This window comes from Methylococcus geothermalis (assembly GCF_012769535.1).
In the GTDB taxonomy this organism is placed as follows: Bacteria; Pseudomonadota; Gammaproteobacteria; order Methylococcales; family Methylococcaceae; genus Methylococcus; species Methylococcus geothermalis.
Window position 1 is genome coordinate 1,892,269 of record NZ_CP046565.1, and the last position, 16,242, is coordinate 1,908,510.

The 16,242-nt window shown below is 61.0% G+C and carries 15 protein-coding genes; 1 reads left to right on the forward strand and 14 read right to left on the reverse strand.

Translation table 11 applies throughout. The annotated features are described in order from the left end of the window. Positions 1-58 precede the first annotated feature (58 nt). Positions 59-880, reverse strand: a complete 822-nt coding sequence (locus tag GNH96_RS09025) for a cytochrome C assembly family protein (protein WP_169603371.1) — start codon at positions 878-880, stop codon at positions 59-61. 102 nt (positions 881-982) lie between these two features. Here GNH96_RS09025 and ffh point away from each other — a divergent pair, with 102 nt between their 5' ends. Then, positions 983-2,341: a signal recognition particle protein gene (ffh, locus tag GNH96_RS09030; RefSeq protein ID WP_169603372.1), complete on the forward strand. Its 1,359-nt coding sequence runs from the start codon at positions 983-985 to the stop codon at positions 2,339-2,341. A 210-nt stretch (positions 2,342-2,551) separates the two neighbouring features. Here the strand turns inward: ffh and GNH96_RS09035 are convergent, their stop codons facing one another. From GNH96_RS09035 to GNH96_RS09095, 13 genes are all read right to left on the reverse strand, one after another. After that, positions 2,552-3,091, reverse strand: a complete 540-nt coding sequence (locus GNH96_RS09035) for a DUF4823 domain-containing protein (protein ID WP_169603373.1) — start codon at positions 3,089-3,091, stop codon at positions 2,552-2,554. 18 nt (positions 3,092-3,109) lie between these two features. Continuing rightward, positions 3,110-3,343 (reverse strand): Mor transcription activator family protein, encoded by a 234-nt coding sequence (locus tag GNH96_RS09040; RefSeq protein ID WP_169603374.1) that lies wholly within the window; start codon positions 3,341-3,343, stop codon positions 3,110-3,112. Between the two features lie 144 nt (positions 3,344-3,487). Beyond that, on the reverse strand, positions 3,488-3,808 hold the full coding sequence (locus GNH96_RS09045) for a hypothetical protein (RefSeq protein ID WP_169603375.1): 321 nt from the start codon (positions 3,806-3,808) through the stop codon (positions 3,488-3,490). 256 nt (positions 3,809-4,064) lie between these two features. Further along, positions 4,065-5,738, reverse strand: a complete 1,674-nt coding sequence (locus tag GNH96_RS09050; RefSeq protein ID WP_169603376.1) for a formate--tetrahydrofolate ligase — start codon at positions 5,736-5,738, stop codon at positions 4,065-4,067. A gap of 141 nt (positions 5,739-5,879) precedes the next feature. Next, positions 5,880-6,077, reverse strand: coding sequence for a bestrophin-like domain (locus tag GNH96_RS09055; RefSeq protein ID WP_169603377.1), 198 nt, complete (start codon positions 6,075-6,077; stop codon positions 5,880-5,882). 103 nt (positions 6,078-6,180) lie between these two features. Continuing rightward, positions 6,181-8,958 (reverse strand): DEAD/DEAH box helicase, encoded by a 2,778-nt coding sequence (locus GNH96_RS09060; RefSeq protein ID WP_169603378.1) that lies wholly within the window; start codon positions 8,956-8,958, stop codon positions 6,181-6,183. A gap of 9 nt (positions 8,959-8,967) precedes the next feature. Further along, the gene (locus tag GNH96_RS09065) at positions 8,968-9,465 is read right to left on the reverse strand and encodes a hypothetical protein (protein ID WP_169603379.1); all 498 of its coding nucleotides are present in this window, start codon (positions 9,463-9,465) and stop codon (positions 8,968-8,970) included. Further along, positions 9,465-10,454, reverse strand: coding sequence for a ParA family protein (locus GNH96_RS09070; RefSeq protein ID WP_169603380.1), 990 nt, complete (start codon positions 10,452-10,454; stop codon positions 9,465-9,467). The genes GNH96_RS09065 and GNH96_RS09070 overlap by 1 nt, the downstream gene beginning before the upstream one ends. Then, positions 10,451-11,650, reverse strand: a complete 1,200-nt coding sequence (locus tag GNH96_RS09075; protein WP_169603381.1) for an ATP-binding protein — start codon at positions 11,648-11,650, stop codon at positions 10,451-10,453. The genes GNH96_RS09070 and GNH96_RS09075 overlap by 4 nt, the downstream gene beginning before the upstream one ends. Next, positions 11,647-14,853, reverse strand: coding sequence for a DUF1156 domain-containing protein (locus GNH96_RS09080; RefSeq protein ID WP_169603382.1), 3,207 nt, complete (start codon positions 14,851-14,853; stop codon positions 11,647-11,649). Before GNH96_RS09080 ends, GNH96_RS09075 begins: the two co-directional genes overlap by 4 nt. A gap of 3 nt (positions 14,854-14,856) precedes the next feature. Continuing rightward, positions 14,857-15,204, reverse strand: coding sequence for a type II toxin-antitoxin system PemK/MazF family toxin (locus tag GNH96_RS09085; protein WP_169603383.1), 348 nt, complete (start codon positions 15,202-15,204; stop codon positions 14,857-14,859). Next, complete coding sequence (locus GNH96_RS09090) at positions 15,194-15,484, reverse strand: hypothetical protein (protein WP_169603384.1); 291 nt, start codon at positions 15,482-15,484, stop codon at positions 15,194-15,196. Before GNH96_RS09090 ends, GNH96_RS09085 begins: the two co-directional genes overlap by 11 nt. A 1-nt stretch (position 15,485) precedes the next feature. Continuing rightward, positions 15,486-16,235: a TIGR04255 family protein gene (locus tag GNH96_RS09095; RefSeq protein WP_169603385.1), complete on the reverse strand. Its 750-nt coding sequence runs from the start codon at positions 16,233-16,235 to the stop codon at positions 15,486-15,488. Between the last annotated feature and the right edge of the window lie 7 nt (positions 16,236-16,242).

A 16,242-nucleotide genomic window follows, 5' to 3' on the forward strand; every position in this document is an offset into this window, starting at 1 on the left:
GGCCTTTTCAAACTGACGGAACCGCTGCCGCCAGCGGACATCCTCTGCATTCATCGCTTCACACCCGGTGCAGCACCAGTTCCAGCACCATCTTGCTGCCGAAATAAGCCAGCATCAGCGCGACGAAGCCGCCCAGGGTCCAGCGGATGGCGATCCTGCCCCGCCAGCCGCGGAACCAGCGGCCGCCGAGCAGGGCGGCGAATACGCCCCAGGCGGCGATGGACAAGACGGTCTTGTGGGCCAGATGCTGGGCGAACAGGTCTTCGACGAACAGGAAACCGGTGACCAAAGATACGCTGAGCAGGACGAACCCGGCGCCGATGAGCTGGAACAGCAGCTTCTCCATGGTCTGCAAGGGCGGCAGCGAGCGCACGAAGCCGCTGGCGTGGTGGGTCCGCAGCCGCCAGTCCTGCAGGGCGAGCAGGATCGCCTGCAGCGCGGCGATGTTGAGGAAGCTGTATGCGAGCATCGACACCACGATGTGCAGGCGCATCTCCAGAGAGTGGTTCTTCAGGACATGTTCCGTATCCGGCAGCGAAAGCTTGAGGACCAGGATCAGGGCGGCCATCGGAAATACCACGATGCCGAGTTTCTCGACCGGTCGGAACAGCGCCCCGGCCAGCAATACCGTCACGATCATCCAGGCCGCGGCGGACAGCGTGTTCAGAAAGCCGATGTTGAGGTCCCCTTCGGCGTCGAACAGCGTGGAGAGCGTCAGGGCATGACAGCCGCTCGCAACAAAGCCGAACACCAGGATCGCCCCCTTCTGGCGGCGGGTCTCCTCCGCGGAAAGGTAATCGGTGTGCAACGATGAGTAGATGGACGCGGCGGCGGCCAGATAGGCCAGGATCGCGGTGACGGCGAAGATCGTGGAATGCATACGGGGTCATGTCCTCCGGGGCGTAGTCTGGCATAATGCGCGGTCTGTTTGAAGCCGAGCGGACCGCGCCGGCACCCGAGTTACAAGATCAGGAAACAAGCCATGTTCGACAATCTGACCGACCGCCTTTCCGACTCCTTGCGCAAACTGCGCGGCCAGGGGCGTTTGACCGAAGCCAACATCCAGGACGCCCTGCGCGAAGTGCGCCAGGCGCTGCTCGAAGCCGACGTCGCGCTTCCGGTGGTGAAGGATTTCATCGAACAGGTGAAGGAACGGGCGCTGGGTCAGGAAGTCCAGAAGAGCCTCACCCCCGGTCAGGCCATGATCAAGATCGTCAACGACGAACTGGTGACGATCATGGGCAAGGCCAACGAGAAACTGAATCTCGCCACCCAGCCGCCGGCCGTGATCCTGATGGCGGGCCTGCAGGGGGCGGGCAAGACCACCACCGTCGCCAAGCTGGCGCGCTGGATCAAGGAGAACCTGCGCAAGTCCGTGCTGGTGGCCAGCGCCGACGTCTACCGTCCGGCTGCCATCCAGCAGCTCGAGACCCTGGCCGGTGAAGTGAAGGCGGAATTCTTCCCCAGCGACGTCACCCAGCAGCCGGTGGATATCGCCCTGCGCGCGATCGAGCACGCCAAGAAACGCTACCTCGACGTGGTCATCATCGACACTGCGGGCCGTTTGCACATCGACGAAGAGATGATGGGCGAGATCAAGGCCGTGCACGCCGCGATCAAGCCGATCGAGACCCTGTTCGTGGTCGACAGCATGACCGGCCAGGACGCCGCGAACACCGCCAAGGCCTTCCACGATGCCCTGCCGCTGACCGGCGTCATCCTGACCAAGACCGACGGCGATGCTCGAGGCGGCGCGGCGCTGTCGATCCGCCACATCACCGGCAAGCCGATCAAGTTCATGGGCGTGGGCGAGAAGACCGCCGCGCTGGAAATGTTCCATCCCGACCGCTTGGCTTCGCGCATCCTCGGCATGGGCGACGTGCTCTCGCTGATCGAGGACGTCGAGCGCACCATGGACAAGGCCAAGGCCGAAAAGCTCGCCAAGAAAATCCACAAGGGCCGCCGCTTCGACCTCAACGACTACCGCGACCAGCTGCTGCAGCTCAAGAACATGGGCGGCCTTGCCGCCATGCTGGACAAGCTGCCGGGCGTCGGCAACGTGCCCCAGCACGTCAAGGACAAGATCAACGACAAGGAAATGTATCAGCAGCTGGCGATGATCGACTCCATGACGCCCGGTGAGCGTTCCGACCCGGACATCATCAATCCCTCCCGCAAGCGCCGCATCTCGCTGGGCTCGGGCACCGACGTGCAGGACCTCAATCGCATGCTCAAGCAGCACGAGCAGATGCAGAAGATGATGAAGAAGCTCAAGGGCGGCAACATCATGAACATGATGAAAGGCATGAAAGGCCAGATGGGCCGCCGGATGCCGTTCTGAGCACCTGCCACCGTTTTCGTGGGGAATTTGGTCGCGGAATGCGCGCAAGATCACGAAGACATCAACGGCGTCGACCGGCTGGCAGGATCCAATGGACGGAGACTCGCAGGGATCGATCCCAAGAAGCGTGACAAGCCAACGGGTGGAGCTGGGCAAAGCAGGCCTTATCTGGGGTTCCGCCAAAAGGCTAGGCGCCCGGCCAGAACGCCGTCAATGCGTTGGCAAACCGACCAAACGACGGACGAACCAGAAAAACCCATCGTCTTGGCTCAGCAACTCTTCCGGCGGATTGTTGACGAATGTGAGCCAGCCATTTCTGGCCTCGAAATATCCCGTCTTGAGGATTTTTGGTGGAGGCGGTTGGAGTTGAATGAGCCGCACCTGAATGCGGATCAGATCGCGCAGGCCAGACCATTGAGTTGCACGATCTTCCCAGTGCTGGATGGATGGAGCAAGCATGTACTGGGCGCCAGATTCCGTACAGCGCTGGGCGCCTTCGATCTCATCGGTAGAATCAATCAATCGGGTTTGTGGGATCGGCATCGCCAGGGCGTTTTTCACTCGGACCGCTACTTCCTTTCCTGAGCCTTCATAGGGATCTCCCTGATAAACACCATCAATGGCAGACAGCACGCAAAGCCGACTTGCTGCCGTCAACCTAGGAACATGGCTCTCGGAGGAATAAATGGCATGGGTATAGGCGCATCCCCCGAGCTGCATTGCCAATGCGGGAACTATCCATTTTTTCATTTCATCATCTCCTGCAATTTACCAGTCAAAGCCCGTTTGCGTACGGGCCGAATTGCCCTCCCGGAGGATGTTCGTGACCTGTCGCTCGGTGAGGTGATAGCGCGCAGCCAGCTCGGCTCGCGTGGCGCCCTGAGCACGCTCTCGCCGCATGCGCTGGTTGCGCACATGCCGCCAATAGCCATCGCCCTTGGGTATTTCGAGCCGTTCGCCGCCGAACTCATCCGCGATGTTCCTCGCTGCCTCCCATCCCACGGTCTGCACCAGCGGATGGCTATCGGATAGATTGACCCGAAGCAGCCCTCCAAGCCGGCGACCACGAAGCGCTCGGCTATGGCGAGGGCGGCTGGGACCCCGGCAATGCGCTCAATGTCGGCCAATATGCCAGGCATCGACAGATCAGTCACGACCATGGAAGTTGCCGATCCGCCGCGTCAGGGCGTCGATTTGGCGTTGCAGCTCGTCGTTCGGGGCGGCGGCGTGGAGACGCTGGATCGTGGCCAAGCCGTTGCGGTCTTTCTTGAGGCCGTAGGCCGTCCAGAACTGGTCGAACCAGTTGCGGGACGGCTCGGCCAGCTTGGCGTACCAGTCCACCGCTTCGCGCGGGCCGGTCTGGCGCGGCGCGCCATAGCCCTTGGCGGTCAGGCATTCCCACAGCGCTTCAGCGTGGGCGATGGCGGCGTCGACACGGTCAGCGCGGGCAGGGCGCGGATGATGCACCTCTGGACGAAGGCACGTTTGGCGCTCACATGCGCCTCCCGTGCCGTTTGGCATCGTAGTTGAGCGCGGCGACGATTTTCCGCAGTTCGTGGTCGGTGCAGAATTCCAGCCTTTCGCGCTTACAGACCTTGCTGCAGATGCCGAGCGCATAGCCCCAAGGCCGGCCCGCCTCAAAGCTTTGGGGTTGGTTTGATCGGTGTCGCCGCCGGTTCCCAAGCTTGAGCTTGGGAACCGGCAATGACGACCGCGCCGCCGATCAGAACAATCCGCTGATCCTGCCGTTCTCGTCGACGTCGATGTGCTCCGCCGCCGGGACTTTCGGGAGGCCGGGCATGGTCATCATGTCGCCGGCGATGGCGACGATGAAGCCGGCGCCGTTGGCCAGGCGGACTTCGCGGATGGTGACGGTGTGGCCGGTCGGCGCGCCTTTGGCGTTGGGATCGGTGGAGAAGGACATCTGGGTCTTGGCCATGCACACCGGGTAATGCCCGTAATCGGCATTCCAGGCTTCGAGTTGGGCCTTGACCTTGGTGTCCGCGCCGATGCCGGCGGCGCCGTAGATTTGGGTGGCGATGGTTTCGATCTTGTTCCACAGCGGGGCTTCGTCGCCGTAGACGAAGGTATGCCGGCCCGGCTTGTGGTCGACGATGTCGGCAACCGTCTTGGCCAGCTCTTCCGCGCCTTTGCCGCCCTCGGCCCAATGCCGGGCGAGGACTGCCTTCACCCCCAGCGCCTGGCATTTTGTCATCAGCCACGCGATTTCGGCTTCGGTGTCGAAGCTGAAATGGTTGATCGAAACCACGCAGGGCAGGCCGTAATGTTCGCGGATGTTGTGGACGTGCCTTTCCAGGTTGGCGAAACCGGCTTCCAGCGCGGCGAGGTTTTCCTGGTTGAGGTTGTCCTTGGTGACGCCGCCATGGAATTTCAGGGCGCGGACGGTGGCGACCAGCACCACCGCGGCGGGGTTGAGCCCGGCCATGCGGCACTTGATGTCGATGAACTTCTCGGCGCCCAGGTCGGCGCCGAAGCCGGCTTCGGTCACCACGTAATCCGCCAGCTTCAACGCGGTCTGGGTGGCGGTGACGGTGTTGCAGCCGTGGGCGATGTTGGCGAACGGCCCGCCGTGAATGATGGCGATGTTGTTCTCCAGGGTCTGCACCAGATTCGGCTTGATGGCGTCCTTCAGCAGGGCGGCCATGGCGCCGTGGGCCTTGAGGTCGCGGGCGTAGACCGGGGTCTTGCCGTCGCTCTTGTAGCCGACGATGATGCGGCCCAGCCGTTCCTTCAGGTCGGCCATGCTGGTGGCCAGGCACAGGATGGCCATCACTTCGGAGGCCACCACGATGTCGAAACCGTCCTCGCGCAGATAGCCGTTGGCGGTGCCGCCCATGCCGACCACGATCTTGCGCAGGGCGCGGTCGTTCATGTCGACCACGCGCTTCCACTGGATGCGGCGGGGGTCTAGCCCCAACGCATTGCCGTGGTTGATGTGGTTGTCGATCAGGGCCGAGAGCAGGTTATGGGCGACGCCGACGGCATGGAAGTCGCCCGTGAAATGCAGGTTGATGTCCTCCATCGGCACCACTTGGGCATGGCCGCCGCCGGCCGCGCCGCCTTTGACGCCGAAGCAGGGGCCGAGCGAGGGTTCTCGCAGGCACATCACGGTCTTCTTGCCGATCCGGTTCAGCGCATCGCCCAGGCCGACCGTGGTCGTGGTCTTGCCTTCGCCGGCCGGGGTCGGGCTGATGGCGGTGACCAGGATGAGCTTGCCGTCGGGCCGGTCCTTGAGGCTGTCGATGTAGTCCAGCGCGATCTTGGCTTTGTAATGCCCGTAAGGGTCGAGGCTGGCGGCGGGAATTCCTAATTTCTCGCGGGCCAAGTCAATGATGGGCAGCATCTTGGCGCGCTGCGCGATTTCGATATCGGACATCGGGGTTCCTCTTGTTCATCTGCGGGTCAGGCTGCCGCTTCCGGGCCTGATTCGGGGCGCCATCTTATCAAGTTGGCGAGGGGGAGGCAGCAGCGGGGCGCGGGACGCAGGTCCGCGCTTCCTCTTCCTTGGCGCGAGTCCTCACCGTCCGTCCGGATCGAGATCGTTCAGCCCCTTGAGAACCGAAGCGTAGACTTCGGGGGAGACGCCCATTTCTCCCCGGAAAGGATTGTCCAGCGCGGCGATGAGGAATATCACGAATCCCAGGAACAGCGAGAAAATCCCCGTGAGAAGCAGATGGGTCTTGAGCGAGGGCAGGTGGAACATGTACGTCAGCATGATGGACAGGATGGCGCCGGCCAGGATGACAACCCAGAATACCGGATGTTGCCCGATCCTCGCTCCTACTTTTACCGATCTTGTCGACCCCCGATGAAGAACATCACGCCTCCTGGTTCATGATCTCAACGTATCCAATCAACTCCGCCGAATAACTGCCATCCCCCTTCGCGGCTCCTTTGTGTTTCAGTTCCCGTTGGAGGGCTGGCTCAACGGCGTGGGTGAACAGGTCACTTCGCTGCTCGGGTCGGAACAGCGGTGCGGCGGGTGATGCTTGCAGGTACTTCTCGCACAGGCGCTCAACCACCGGAACGCGCGTGCCGTCCTGTTTGACCGCAATCGGCTGCACGACCACGCGGCGTTCTCCCTTGCCTGTAGATGTTTCAACCATCCACAGCGACAGCAACACCGGCTCATCCACGTCGCCCATCACGGCAATGCCGACATCCTCCGGCGGCACGTTACGCCAGCGTCCAAGTTCTTCCTGGATCAGCAGGTGGTCGAGGCCGAGCAACTCCACATCATCTCGGCTCGTGGCGGTGTCGCGGTTCAACGTGAAACGGGCGCGGCGAATCCCCTCCACAGTGACGAGGTCGTAGGTTGCATCGTCCACCTTGATCAGCTTCTGCTGGCGATCCGCGACCGCCGCCGACAGAAAGCGCATCAGCCGATCCAGACTAGACGACACGTCCGAGAAGGGCTTGTAGTCGTCGAGACTGAATCCGTCGAGGTCTTGGAATAGGTCGAATACCACCTGCCGTGCTTCGCGGGAGTTCGACAGCGCCGCCTCCAACTCCACCTGCGTGCGCTTCAGCTCCGGGTCGGACAGCGCCTCTTGATATAGGCGGTCGTAATTCAATCGTTCCGACAACTGCCCAAGAATCTGCGCGCGCAGGTCTTCGGCCACGTTGCCCTGGTCATCCACCTTGCCGACTGTGCGCGCGATCTCGGTCAGCTTCTCGTCGAGGAGCAGGAAGATGCGGCCTTCGATGGTGTCCGACAGTACGAGGTTGTAGACCTGCGCGGTGTGGTTCTGGCCGTAGCGGTGGATGCGCCCGATGCGCTGCTCCATATCCATCGGGTTCCACGGCAGGTCGAAGTTGAACAAAATGCGCGCGAACTGCAGGTTGATGCCTTCGCGCCCGGCCGCCGTGCAGACCAGCACGCGTGGGCCGTCCTTCAGGCGAAAGCGCCGCTCCGCCGCCACCTTCGCGCCGTGGTCGCCGCCGCGCAGCACGGCGACGCCCTGACCGGGAAAGGTCTGCTCGATTTCGCGGGCGATCATGTCCACCGTGCCGAGGTAGGTGGCGAAGATCACGATCTTCTCGTTCGGGTTTTGCCGCCACAGCGTGCCCAAGCCATCGAGCAGTTTTTGCATCTTGGTCTCGCGCTCTGCCGGGAACACCCGCAGCAGGTCGCCAATGCGCAGGCGCTCTTCCGGCAGGTGCAGGTTCACGACCGCCGACGCGGCCTCTTCCGCGTGTGTGGCCGAATACTCGCTGCCGTAAGGGTCTGAGGCCAGCTCAAGCGCCTCTTCGTCCAGCTTTTTGACCAGCCGATACTTCAGGTCGGCCAGCACGCGATCCACCTCGCTGCGTCCGATGCTGTCGCGCGGCAGGGCGAACTCCTCGTGGATCAGTTCGCGTGCCTCTTCGGTCAGGCGCTCGCGGCCTTCGATGTCCAGTTCCTTGTCTCGCAGATACGCCTCGTGCAGCGTCAGCATCAACAAGCGGCGCTTGAGCGTGCGGCGCACGGCGGCAAAGCTCGAGGCCGCGATTTTCTGGAAGATCGCCATCAGGAAGCCCAGCGCACGCCCCTGGTTGCCTTGCCGGCGTGCGAGGTCGAATCCGTCCTGCAGGTACTCGCGCAGCTTCTCGTAGAACTGCCGCTCGGCCTGGTTCATCACGAAGGACTCGGTGTGAACCCATCGCCGCGCAAACAGTGGCGAGCCATCAAGCTGACAGGCGTCAGCCTTGGTACGGCGAAACATCACCGTGTTGAGCCGGTGCCGCTCCTCCACCATCTCCTCGGGGCTGCGGAACAGGGTGGGGTTCAGCAGTTGCACCAGCATCCAGAACTGGAAGTGGTTGCCTTGATGCGGCGTGGCCGACAGCAGCACGAGGTCGCGGGAGTGATCCTTCAGCGCCTCGGCTAGCTTGTAGTTCTCGGTCTTGCGCACCTTGCCCCCGGTCTTATAGGCAGTGAGGTGGTGCGCTTCGTCGAACACCACCAGATCCCAACGTGGCGCGTCCACTAGCCGCTTGATGCGCGCCGGGCGTTTCAAGGTGTCGATGCTGGCGATCAATCGGTCGTGCTTGGCGAAGGCATTGCTCTTGCGGTCGGTAATGTCACCCTCGGAGCCGAATACCTCGAAGTCGAGGTTGAACACCTCGTTCAACTCTCGGTGCCAGTTGTTTACGAGGCCCGCAGGCACCACCATCAAGGCACGCGCCAGCTCGCCCCGGCTGGCCAACTCGCGCAGGATCAGCGCGGTTTCGATGGTCTTACCCAGGCCGACCTCGTCGGCGATCAAGTAGCGCCGGGGTGATGCGGTGGCGATGCGGTGCGTCAGCACCACCTGATGCGGCAGCAGATCGATTCTGGCCGATGTCAGCGCCGAGGCGCTTTCCATTACCGGCAACACGTGCGCTTCGTAGGACAGCCAGGCCTTCCGACTGCGCTCCGCACTGCCATCCACGGCACGCAGAATGCGCTCGGTGCGCGAGAGTTCACGCCGCAGGGAGGCTAGTGGCACCCGGCGTTCGCCGATGCCGAAGAACGCACGCAGATAGCCGTCACGCACCGGGTCGAGGACGACCCCCTGTCCGTACTCGGGGTGGGTGATGCGCTCGCCGGGTTGGAACTCAATATCTGCCGTCACGCATTGCCCTCAGGTAATCCGCAGGTGGAACAGGCCAGCGGGCTTGGCGCCATCACGCAACAGGATTTCCTGCGGATACTCGTTGGCTTGACCCCACAGGATGCGACCGAAGTCGATCTGATGCCCGTGAGGTGTGTGGCACAACCAGCCCACCTCATCGGTGGCTGGGTGCGCTCTGACGCGGTTGTGGCCGCCGGGCAGCCAGAACACCAGTGCCCCATCGCTTCCCCATTCGTCCTGAAAGGACAGGATGGCTGGCTTGATCGCATCGCCTAGCCACGCTTCGGCATCGCCTGGCGTCAGCAGGTCGAGGCTGCCATCCAGCCCGGCCACTACCAGTGTTCTGCCGCCATTGCTGGGCAGGTCGTCTGGCCAGTTTCCTTTTGCACGGAGGAACTGACGCAGGCTCCACACCTCGCTGGCCGCGCAGATCTGGTTGCGGGCCTCTTCGTCCCACACCCAACTGGTGCCTCGAACCTGCCACACCGTATCCAACAACTGCCGCATCAGTTTGCTCCCCGCTCAATACCGGCTCGCTCGACAATGGCATGAACGAGCGCTGTGAAATCGCTTTGGCACTGCTGCACGTTGCTCTGGTGCGCGCCAATGGCGCCATCGGCAGCAGTGAGCTTGAACATGGGTTTGCGCGCTTCCATCGCCATCGGCATCAGGCTACGGTAGTGCTTGATTCGATGAATCAAATTGGGATCCGGCGTTTCACAACCCGAGGATGCTTTACCCAACACGCTTTCGCGGTACGCGGCGGGTAGCCGCCCTTGCCATTTCTCGTAAGCCTTGGTGGGACGCCCGAGTCGTTCTGCGTGCTGCATCAAAACATAGCCGATTGGAGTCATTTCACCCTGTGGCAATGGGCCCAACGCGGACGCTGCCTTGGGCAGCGCCTGTTCCCAGGTAGCACGCCACTGCCGAAGTGTAGGACCGAGGTTTTTCAAACCCTGCAAAGAAAAAAGATCGGGGGCCACCGGTACGACCACGTGGGAAGAGGCCACCAGCGCGGCGCGATTGATGGCGCCCAGGTTCGGGCCCACGTCGATCAACACGACATCTGCTTGGTGCCGAGTAGCAGCCTCATGAATGACGCGCCAAAAAGCCGTGGTCACGCGAAACGCACGTTCTCTTCCTTCGAGGCAGCGCGGCCACTCGGTAGACAAATCATCCTCGATGCGGGAGAGCGCCAAATCCCCCACCAACAGCCCCAGTCCTTCCGACAACGGCTCGATATGCGCCGGGCGAACGTCTCCCGTGCCGCCAAAGAGTGGGGCGATCGCCCCGTGCAACGTTTTCGGGTGATCGTCATCCGGCCAGAGCGCCTCCAGCCGTTCCTCATCCAGCGCCATGATGGACAGGTTCGACTGCGGGTCGAGGTCCACGGCCAGCACGGAAAAACCCAGTTCCGTAAACATCCAGGCGCAGTGATAAACCAGCGAGGTCTTGCCCACCCCCCCTTTGTTGTTGAAAAACGCGATGCTGATCATGCGTCCTCTCCCCGGACAATGGCCGCGACAAACCCTGGCTGTACCTCGAAGCGCAGTCGTTCCCCGAGAACCTTGCGGGCAATGGCGATGCCGGCACCGAAGCGCTGCACATAGCCCAAGGCCCGTAGTGCCTCGGCCAAGTTGGGGTTGCGGTAGTCGGTCATACCGGGTTGACCAAAGTTTTCCGGCGTCACGCTGCCGAATGGGCCGCCGGGGTTGTGGATTTCGATGCGGTTATCGAACCAGTACACCCGCACCGGGGCGTTCGTGGCCTCGTAGCTTCTGTGCATGTAGGCATTGCGCACTAGTTGGCGCAGCGCGTTCAGGGGATAAGACTCACGGAGCTCTTCGGTGGCCGTATCCGCAAAGCGCACGCCGCGCCAGTTGTGGGCTTCGAGTTTTTCCTCGAGCCGGCGAATCTGGTCAGCCACGGTGCCGTGGATCAGCTCCTCGTCGGCAATGGGTGCTGTCAGGTCGTTGCCCGCCAGACGCAGAAACTGGGTATAAGCGCCGGGCAACCAATCCGCGGGCGACCTGCCGATCACCAGCAGACCCAGAACGGTAGGCACGGGCTCTTCCTCGCCCAGGATCAGCTTGGTGGCTGCCAGCTTTTGCGTATAGCTACGCTCGTTGGCATCCAGCACATCCCGGGCGACCAGCGCGGGCAGGTATTCTTGCTCGAAACGCAGGCGATCCAGCTCTTCCAGCGTCGCCCCGCTCACCGGCTGCACGTCGAAAGGTCGATCACGGTGACGGCGGCGTTCATTGAGAATGCGCTCATCCTGCGCAGTCGCCAGCCCCCGGCGCGGCCCCCAACGGACATGGATGCGGCCTCTGTAGCGCACCGGCGGCGTATCGCACGGCCAGACGGTGATCACCGCCATATCGTGGCCAGCCAACCGTCGCTTCTCTACGAGCAGGGACGGTGGTGGTGCGATATTGCCGTCAGTCTTGATGTCCGCCAACTGCCGCAACAACTCATCGGTGACATCCAGAACCATCGGAGTGCCATCGTCTTTTGCGCCGATGAAAACCACGCCAGGCGCTTGATGTCCGGCCAGGTCATTGGCAAACGCACATACCGCCTCCCGAACGGATTGGGGCGCATTGCCTTTGAACGACTCCTTGCGTTCCACCCGATCCGATTCGAGATCGGTCAGCATGGATTCGAGCACTTCGTCCTTGTATGGATTCATAGCTCATACTCCTCGAACAGCGTGCCCTGAGTCGGTTTGACCGCCTGCGCCGCCGCCCACCCGTTGTAGATCGACACGGCACGCGACGCCGCGTTGCGGCTGGCCTGATCCGGACTGTTCCTGTGCAACCATTCCAGCAGCGGTTTCAGCGCCACGTGCGGCCTGAAGTTTTGGTTCTTCAGCGTATCCAAGGCGTTGATGCCGCTGCCGTCGAAGCAGGTGCCGATCAGCACCAGCGCTTGATCCAGATCGGACGTGAGGCGGCGGCGATGCTTGCCCACCCAATCACGGGCAAAGTCCAGCGCATGGGTGCGAATGAACACCTTGTTTTTCTCGCTGCACCAGCCGCGTTGCACGAAGTCGTCCGGCGTGGTAATGGTGCCGCGCAGGAACTTCTGCAACTGGTCGCGCTTGAGCTCTGACGCAGCGCCGAAGGTGCGCAAAAACTGGCGGGTGATCGGCTCGGCATTGACCGGCGGGGGTTCTATGCCTTTGTTGGCGTCCTCGTCGATGAGCTGGTTGATGCCAATCAGCGCCTCGCGCACGGAAAGGGTTTGGCCTTCGTCCACATAGACCTTGCCGTAGTGGCGCGAGAAGTACTCCAGCGCCTTGCCGCGTCGAATCACCTGCAGGTCGGCGGCGGGCAAGCCCTCCTTGGCGTGGTTCTCCAGCATGGCCTGCAACTGGCGCACATCGGCCATCACTTCGCGGCGCATCCGGCCCCAGCTCACTGGCTTGGGCTCTTCGGTACGCTTGCGGCAGACGTGGATGATGTCGTATTCGATCTTCTGGGCGCCAAAAGAAGCGTTTTCGCCCTTGGTCTCGTCGGAGCGGATGGGGTAGGTCGCCTCCAGATAGAAGCCGGCATCGAAGAGGGACTCCAGCACCGCCACCCAGGGCTCGTCTTCGCTGTGGTGAAAGGTGAAGGCGAGGATGCCGCCGGGTTTGAGGATGCGATGCGCCTCGCGCCAGCACTGGGTGAGCAGGCGCTGGTAGAAGCCATCCGGGTCGTCCTTTTCGCGGAATGGGTTGGCAACCACCTCCACCGCTTTGGGCGTGTACTCGGCGGTGAAATAGTTGGGATACTTGTCCTTGAGCACCAGGCGCAGCCAGACGTAGAAGAAGTCGGCCAGCTCTGCGTATTGCAGAATGCCGCCAAACGGCGGATCGGTGATAACCAGGTCGATGCCGCCGTCCGCAAGCTGCTTCAGCTCGGTCGAGGAGCCGCAGAATACCTCCGCCTCACCCACCGGATCGCCGGGAGAGACTTTTTCGCTTTTGCCGCTGATTTCGCCAGCCAGCGCGGCATCCGTGCGCCGGAGCGTCTCGGCGCTCACCGCTTCCCAAGGATGGATGGCCCAATCGCGGCCTTCAATTAGCGAAGGGATGCAAGACGTCCAAGGACCGTAACCCATTGGTGAAAAAACGCCAACTTCAATCAGCGTGGATTTAGGGTGGTAGTTGTTATTGGATAGCGCTGGTACAAAGTGGTCTTTCTTAACGTGCCAGAAGGCAAACATACTTTGGTTGCGTAAATAGTTCTGAAACGCCCCCAGCACATACTCGCGCACCTTCCAGTCATAGCTGCCGACTTCGACAATAGCCTTGAGCAGTTGCGCATGCACCAGCAACTGGCGCGGATTGAACATATCGGCCCATTGCTGATAACCGTGGCCATTGGCAATTAGGTCTTTGATCATGGCGCGCAGGCTTGGCGGGATATCAGATTGCGGCCAGTAGTCCTTCAGGTCAGCGTTCTTGCGTGCTTCCCATTCCGCGAATGCTGCGTCGTACTGCTTGGCGTGCGCCACATCAAATGCTGCGAAGAAGCGACCACTGTACGGCATTCCGGCTTTATCTCGCTTCGGTGCGTAGCCTTGAACCCCGTAAGCACCAAATGGCGCTGTTTTACCGGTTGGCCTCAGCGCAGCAATAATGTCTTGGGTGGTGCCGCATTGCGCGCAAGTAAATTTGCCATTGCCTGCCTTGTTGGCGCGATCTGTTGGAAACGTGGTTTTCGCCTCCGGCCAGGTCACCTCACCCGGCAGCTTGCCACGCACCTCCAGCAAGCGAATCTTGGCAGCGCGTGCCTGGTTCCAGCGCGCGGTGGCGGCGGCATCGTCCTGGGCCGAACCGCCGTAGGGCGCGCCCGTTGCATCCTGCCTGACTTCGCCCGCCAGCCATTGCGGATGCACCAGCAGGCTCAGTTCCACCTTTTTGTTTTTGCCCTTGCCGAGCTTCACCATCGCGGTGTGGCCGCAGTGTGGGCAGATGACGCCCTTCTTACGGTCGAGCACCGAGTAAGGCGCTTCCGTGGGCGCGACGTAGAACGGCGCATCGGGTGCCATACGCGCGGCTTCTTCCTCGACGTCGAAGGCTGCCCCACACTTGCCGCAGGTGTGTGCCCAGTACTTGACGGTGAGCGTTTTCACCGCCATCACGGGGCTGGTCATGATCGGCGTGCGGTGGCCGCAGCCCGTCACCTGACACGGGCCGTGCTTGGCCCAGAAGGTGTAAATGATCTCCGGGCCTTCGTACTTGTAGTCCTTGCGCTGCTCGCGTGGGATGGTCAGCGGATCGAAGTCGGCGGGCATCACCTTTTGGGTCGGCAGGTGCGTCCACGTTCCCTTTTCACCTTCCGGGCCGTCGCAGTAGTAGTACGGCATGATATGCGGCTTGACCTCGGCCTTGATGTCGGCGAGCAGGCGCTTCACCTCCTCCAGATCGACATTGGCCAGTTCCTGCTTGACCACGAACCACGCGACCGGGTTGAGGTCGTTGCCGACCATCTGCATGCCGAGGCGAGAGCCCTCGACCAGCGTGGTACCGCCGCCCATGAAGATGTCGGCCACCTTCAAATGCTTGAAAGCCCCCTTCTTCTGGTGGTTGGCGTAGTAGTTATCCCAGACCAGTTTGGCCGCGTGCGAGGGGTCGTCCGGCGCTTTGGTTGCCGCTGCGATCAACATCGAGCGGAACACGCTGGAACGTCGCCGCGCCCACCACTTCGACATCTGGTAGATCGGCTTGCCCGCGTTGCCCTCGATGATTGCCACCTGATTGACCGGCAGGATGGGGAAGTCGACCTCAAGGCAGGTCTTTGGCCGGTTCGGGTCGTTGAAATCAACGGTTTCGAGTGCGACCGCCTTGCCTGCGCCGACGGCCTTGGCGACTTGCTGTTGAAGTAGTTCTTTTTTGGTAGCCATTGCTTACATTAACCCAAGCGTTTGTTTTAACGCAGCATCTACCAGGTGCATGGATGGGCAATGGCCTATGGTTTTGTCTACTTCACGATCCAGAACAGTTGCGAGGTTATCCGTTACGACAACGGAATCTGAGCGCAAGCCCATGGTTTGTCCTTCCTTGCTTTGGTGTTGGAAGTGAACGCGTGTCGTACCTATCCGCGCGATGTTTGAAGTAATCAGGGCAATGATTTTTTGCGGCAAGCCGGTCGCCAAACCATCAGCTTGTACTACCAACGCAGGGCGTTTTTTGTATGTTTTCAAATCGGAATTGGGGAATCTCACTAGGATCACATCACCACGATTACAGGTCATCGTATGCCTCCATGCCCGGTGCGTCCCAGTCATCAGCGAAATTACGGAAGCGCAGATGTGTCTCAAGCGCCTCAACCGAACTCCAGCCTAATTGCTCAATGCTGGGGAATTTAGCGACGTGCGTAGTTACGGTGCTGGACGTGCCAAGTATGTAGTTGAATCCTTTGCCGATCCTATCCAGGTAGGATGGCTTGGGCGGCTCGGCAGCCGCTTGAATTTGTTGAACAGCCTGATACCACAGAGGTGGGATATTCAGCGCGTCTATCGTGGTTGGCAGCATGTCAGTACTCCGGTTGCATGAGTTCAATTGCTTTTGCTGTCAGTAATTGTTGAAAGAAAACTGCTTTTGAGCGGTCATGAATCTGATCGATTTGTGCTCGAACATCCTGCCAGCCACTCGGTTGTGAGCTCAAAAACGTTTCAAGATCAATTATTGAACCTTGAAGTCTTCCTTCAGGTAAATTGGCCTCTGCAGGCGTGGCAATTTGTATGACGTGAATATATTCGCCATCGGGCACTTCAACGCGCATTTGCAATGGTCGATTCTCTATGTTCCATTGCCCAATCTGAAATTTGACCTGCAGTGCTTTAAGGTCTGGAGCTGGATCAAGGCTAAGCAAGTCGATATAACGCAACGAGTGGCGCATGGGCGTCGGCACCAAGCCGCTACTTTCGATTACTTCCAGAAGTTTCAGAATTTTTTCCTTGAAAGCAGACCAGCCTGCATAGGGTTTTCTGCAATTCATGGTCACAATACGATCACCAACCTGAAACAGGAACGGGCTGCCAGGCTCTTCCATACGGTACTTGGCAGACAACCGTAGGTTCGGATCGAGCTGTGCGACGGGCGCTGGAATATCCGCAGTTGGCAAGCGATGCAATTGCAAATTCGGGTGATCAACCTTGAGGGCTGAATACAAGATTCCAGGCAGTAGATCGCCAACTGGCAAGCCCTCCTTGGGCTCAAACTGGGCTTGCCAAATGGCTTCGATCAGAGGTTCCTTTTTCAGGCGCGTAGGTATTTGGTTCATTTTCAGC

What these genes read in the sequence shown, in the direction of transcription:
- GNH96_RS09025 (WP_169603371.1), bottom strand. Translation starts at nt 880, where the DNA reads ATGCATTCCACGATCTTCGCCGTCACCGCGATCCTGGCCTATCTGGCC.
- ffh (WP_169603372.1), top strand. Translation starts at nt 983, where the DNA reads ATGTTCGACAATCTGACCGACCGCCTTTCCGACTCCTTGCGCAAACTG.
- GNH96_RS09035 (WP_169603373.1), bottom strand. Translation starts at nt 3,091, where the DNA reads ATGAAAAAATGGATAGTTCCCGCATTGGCAATGCAGCTCGGGGGATGC.
- GNH96_RS09050 (WP_169603376.1), bottom strand. Translation starts at nt 5,738, where the DNA reads ATGTCCGATATCGAAATCGCGCAGCGCGCCAAGATGCTGCCCATCATT.
- GNH96_RS09055 (WP_169603377.1), bottom strand. Translation starts at nt 6,077, where the DNA reads ATGCTGACGTACATGTTCCACCTGCCCTCGCTCAAGACCCATCTGCTT.
- GNH96_RS09065 (WP_169603379.1), bottom strand. Translation starts at nt 9,465, where the DNA reads ATGCGGCAGTTGTTGGATACGGTGTGGCAGGTTCGAGGCACCAGTTGG.
- GNH96_RS09070 (WP_169603380.1), bottom strand. Translation starts at nt 10,454, where the DNA reads ATGATCAGCATCGCGTTTTTCAACAACAAAGGGGGGGTGGGCAAGACC.
- GNH96_RS09075 (WP_169603381.1), bottom strand. Translation starts at nt 11,650, where the DNA reads ATGAATCCATACAAGGACGAAGTGCTCGAATCCATGCTGACCGATCTC.
- GNH96_RS09080 (WP_169603382.1), bottom strand. Translation starts at nt 14,853, where the DNA reads ATGGCTACCAAAAAAGAACTACTTCAACAGCAAGTCGCCAAGGCCGTC.
- GNH96_RS09085 (WP_169603383.1), bottom strand. Translation starts at nt 15,204, where the DNA reads ATGACCTGTAATCGTGGTGATGTGATCCTAGTGAGATTCCCCAATTCC.
- GNH96_RS09090 (WP_169603384.1), bottom strand. Translation starts at nt 15,484, where the DNA reads ATGCTGCCAACCACGATAGACGCGCTGAATATCCCACCTCTGTGGTAT.
- GNH96_RS09095 (WP_169603385.1), bottom strand. Translation starts at nt 16,235, where the DNA reads ATGAACCAAATACCTACGCGCCTGAAAAAGGAACCTCTGATCGAAGCC.